Source organism: Methanomethylovorans sp., assembly GCF_041305605.1.
Lineage (GTDB): Archaea > Halobacteriota > Methanosarcinia > Methanosarcinales > Methanosarcinaceae > Methanomethylovorans.
In genome coordinates, this window is sequence record NZ_JBFYLB010000065.1 from 1 (window position 1) to 4,659 (window position 4,659).

Annotated in this window: 3 protein-coding genes; all 3 read right to left on the reverse strand. The window is 41.6% G+C overall.

Annotation, left to right across the window (positions count from 1 at the left end):
* A partial coding sequence (locus ACCM36_RS04145; RefSeq protein ID WP_370572473.1) for a S8 family serine peptidase occupies nucleotides 1-2,048 on the reverse strand: 2,048 nt, incomplete at its 3' end.
* Nucleotides 2,049-2,115: 67 nt separating this feature from the next.
* Complete coding sequence (locus ACCM36_RS04150; RefSeq protein WP_370572474.1) at nucleotides 2,116-2,658, reverse strand: hypothetical protein; 543 nt, start codon at nucleotides 2,656-2,658, stop codon at nucleotides 2,116-2,118.
* A 258-nt stretch (nucleotides 2,659-2,916) separates the two neighbouring features.
* On the reverse strand, nucleotides 2,917-4,659 hold a 1,743-nt coding region (locus ACCM36_RS04155), incomplete at its 5' end, for a PGF-pre-PGF domain-containing protein (RefSeq protein ID WP_370572475.1).

A 4,659-nucleotide genomic window follows, 5' to 3' on the forward strand; every position in this document is an offset into this window, starting at 1 on the left:
TCAGCTGCATAGGCATAGTCACCTGTTACAGCCACATTGAATATTTCTCCCTCAAAGCGACTGGCAAGTTCCACAGTAACTCCATTTGCCGGTGAAGTTGTTGCGGAGTCATTAACCCACATGTCATTAATATTTCCGGAAGTATCCACGGTTTTGATGTTGATAGTATGTGCTGTTTGCTGTGCCGATCCTGTTAGATTGTAAAACTCTTCAGTTGTATTTGCGATAAAGGAACCATCAATATATACCATCACATGTTTGAGGTCCGGATCAGCCGGATTTGTCCATGTCCATCTTATCCAGCCTGGTCCAATCCCGGTTTCTTGAAGGTCCGTTATGGATCTAGGTGGTATCAGGTCTCCCATTAAGTTTATGAAATATTTAGCAGAATCAGCTATTCCATAGCCATAGACATAATCAAATCCAGGTGTATCAATATCTTGAACGGCATCGGAGAGTAATCTATTGCGTACTTCTGTAGCGGTCATTGAATTATTGCTACTCCATATCTGTGCAGCGATCGCTGCAGCATGAGGAACCGAGGCACTGGTTCCCCAAAATTCAGTGAAGCCCTGAGTAGATGTGGATACGCCATCCACTCCACATATATCGGGTTTTTGTCTGAGGTATTCTTCAGGATAGACAATTGTCACCGGACCCTGGGAGGAATAGTATTCAATGGTGTTTAGATTGTTCCAGGGTACAGCTCCCACGGCAACGACACTTGGGGCAGCAGGGTGACCATATATGGAATCTTCGACAACCAGATTGCTATTATCAACAGAGGCTCCAAGTGAAGGGTAAAAGAACAATTCAAGAGTCCTTGCTTCTGCCATCCCCTCGTAGTTGTATACACCTATATAGTAATCCTGCTCTGGTCCATCATTGTAGAACTCTATCCACTCTAATGGATCAGGTCCGGTACTATTTGAGATGGCTAAGACATCATATTCATCGTACAGGAGAAGGTCATAGTCATTTGTTGATGAGCCAAAGGGATCATCCCACTGGAGAATGACCTTGATACTGCTTCCAGTTTCCATATGTACAATGAAGTATTCGCTATCGAAATTGTCACCATCATTAACGTATGTTCCCTGATAATGAGTATCTCCCTCATTGCCTGCTGAAGACAGATATAGTACATTATTGCTATTTATCACATCTTCAATGTGGGAAGCTACGATTCCATCCTCGAAAAAAGGTTCTTCGTACCATGCAACATCGTCGATTATAATGTTGCAACCCGCCGCAACCAGCTCATCAATAGCTGCGTTGAATGCAATGATATTAGCGCCGTTATCATGGAAATATAGTTTTGCTCCGGGTACCATATCATGTATGATCTCAAGTATGGCAGTGCCTTCATTTCCTCCATATCCATCACTTAGAACGGTAACATCGTCAGGCAGATTTTCGGAAGCCTGTGATTCAGCGAGATAATTCACTCCATCCGAGATCACTCCTATCTTTATCCCGCTTCCATCTTCAGCATAACCGGACCTTACACTGGCAGTTCCATGGACATCATCTCCCTGGGTGTTGACTGATCCAACGTTCGTAACAGGAGGCAATACTGTCCTTATGCTTTTCACTTCTTCAAGGGAGGCCAGTTCTTCCAGCTTGTTAACACTTATCCATGCTGCAGCGACTAAATTTCCTTCATCATGGTCTGTGATATCTTCCACAAAGGGTTTGATTGCTTCAATGCTGCTGTCCTTTTTGAGGTAGACATATACATACACAAGGTCCCCGTCCAATCCATTTTCTTTATTGGCTGGGATGAAATTTGACGATCGAAGAGCATCTGAATTACTGACAGGTACCAATGATGATTGCGATGCTGTTGTATCATCAATAAGATTAAGAAGATCTGCACTGATCTTCTGCTGTGATTCTGTAATATTGTACTTGTCAGCCTGATAACAAAGCTGGAAAATAGCGTCCTCTTCTAATGAGGCAGGTGAACCGCAGGCGATAACAATCGATATTAAGAATATTGTTAATACAATACCAATTATTCGAATAAGACCATTTGCTATACCCAATACAACTCCTCCTTCTATTTTCGACTTTTAGTTCATCGAAAACTTACCTCTCCACTACCATCTATAGTTATTTAGATCTCTTTTTGAATATTATTGCAGTAAAAATCATCACTCCTATCAGCTTGATCCAGCTTCCATCTTCAACATAGTTGTTTTCTTCAGCTCCATCGCTGTCACTTGCGTTCTCTTTGGTTGTAGCAGAACTGTTGTTCACAACAGGAGGCATTACAGTTCTTATGTTCTTTACTTCCTCAAGAGAGGCGAGCTCTTCCAGCTCATTTATACTTATCCAGGCAACAGCTACTGAATTTTCCTCGTCCCAGTCGGTGATTTCCTGTACCACAGGTTCTATAACGTTGGTGTTGTTACCCTTATAAAGATAAACATACACATACACAAGATCTTGACCTTCTGAATTAGCAACAGGTTCAGTTGATGCTTGGGATTTCGTTGCTTCCACAAGGCCAAGCAGATCTGTGCTCAGCTTCTTTTCAGCCTCTGTCATATTGTGCTTATCTTCCACTGTTGAACCACAAGCAACAAAAGCGGATACTGTAAGCACTATCAATACAATAGATATCCTGCTGATCAAATTCTTTTTTCTCCCCATATAATTCCTCAATTTAGGCGATCTATTCTCGATCTCTTTTTCCTTACTTTGCTTATATAGGCTACAAGTATAGTACTTGGCTATATCCTTTTCGATAATGTTTTATAGATTGCAGTAACAGCCAAGTCTTCCTATTAAATAATTTAAAAGACAAAAAAATAATAGAAAATAAAGTTGAAATTGAGAGATGATCATGACTTTATTTATCTCTCAATCTATTCTAAACCCCTGCACAGTCAGTACAGCGGCTAAAAAAGATCAGTTTTGCTTTCTCTTCAGATATGTGTACCCAACCGCAACTACCCCAATCATAAGGAGAGTCATGCTGAACCCAAATCCTGGAGTCTTTTCTGGTTGTGCTTCTGAACCCACATCTGTCTGAACAGGAGTCGTATCTGCTTCATCGATTACAGAAGATACACTTTCCCTTTCAGCAGTTATGGAGAACTGCGAAAATCCAGGGGTCTGGGCTTCGAATACCGCATAGCTTGTGGTATCGCTTTCCAAAGTAGTCGGCAATACGTGCCATCCTGTGCCATTATATCTCTGCAACTTCACATTTTCAGGGCTTACTCCTATTTCCTCGATCCAAGAGTTTTCAACTTTGAACTTCATCCTGGCATCTTTTATGTTATCTGCAGTAGCAAAACCGGCCTTACCAACCCAGATGTTGACATATTTATATATGAGTCCTTCAGGTGTAGTACTTACACTCTTGGATCTGTTGTTCAACGTCTCTATGGAGGTTGTTACGTCTCCTGAGTTCTTGAGAGAATAGAAGCTAATTGATTGTATAGGATTCCCTTCTTTTGAAAACTCATAGGTGACATTGGCATTTATGCTCAAGTATTCACTATCTGCATCTTTTGCTGCTATGTTTGAGAAGTCTTCTGTGCTGGCTGCACCACCGCTTCCACCACCACTGCTACTACTCTTACTTGCAGTACTTCCTCCGCTACTTCCGCTGCTACCACTATTACTGCTACTTAATGATCCAGTATTCAGAACTATATTCACTGTTTTTCCTGCTACTCCAGCCTTGCTGTATGGGATCAGGGTATAATTGTAGGATGTGGAACTTGCGAGGTTACTATCGGTATATAACGTCGATCCACTTACATTGCCAACAATGATGTTATTCCTGTATATTGCAACAGTCGATACATCAAGGGAATTTGTCCAGGTCAATGTAATAGAATTGGAATTAATACTCTTACCTGAAAGTTCAGAGATCACCGGCAGTGCCGTAGATGTCGTACCTGTCGATACTATCGTTGTTGCTGAATCATTGACCCCTTCAGAATTAATATTTCCGGACATGTCAACGGTTCTGATACTTATGGTATGTGTGGTTCCTTCGGCAAGTCCTGTTAAGTTATAGTGACCGTTGCTTGAATTTCCAACAAATTCATTGTCAGCATAGACTATCACATGGCTGAAGTCCGTATTGGTTGGATTTGTCCACGTCCAGTTTATCCAGCTTGAACCAACACCATCTTCCTTAAGATCGGTAACGGTTTCCGGTGCTGTTGTGTCTGGTGGAAGCACAGTCTGAGCTGAATCATTCACCCACGTGTTATTGATGCCTCCTGAAGTAAACACAGTCTTAGTACTTATGATATGTGTGGTTCCTTCGGATAATCCCGTTAAGTTGTAATAATCCTCAGAGGTATTTACAACAAATTTCCCATCGATATGCACCATTACATGGCTGAAATCTGCGCTTGAAGGATTTGTCCATGTCCAGTTGATCCATTCTGTGCTAACCCCGGTTTCTTTGAGATTTGTTATCGATGTGGATAATGCTGTTTTATGTGATTCTTCCATGTGGAGTATGGTAAGTCCTCTGTCTCCATCGGCCACATATATATAATCATCTTCTACAGCAACAGAATTGCCAACAATGCTGTAAGTTCCGGCAAGTGTCGGAGAGACCGGATTGGTTATATCCAGAATTACCAGGCCTGTATCACTGGTTACATAGGCATAATTACCAGAGAT

Excerpts from the sequence above, each read along its gene's own strand:
- ACCM36_RS04150 (WP_370572474.1), bottom strand. The coding sequence starts at position 2,658 with ATGGGGAGAAAAAAGAATTTGATCAGCAGGATATCTATTGTATTGATA.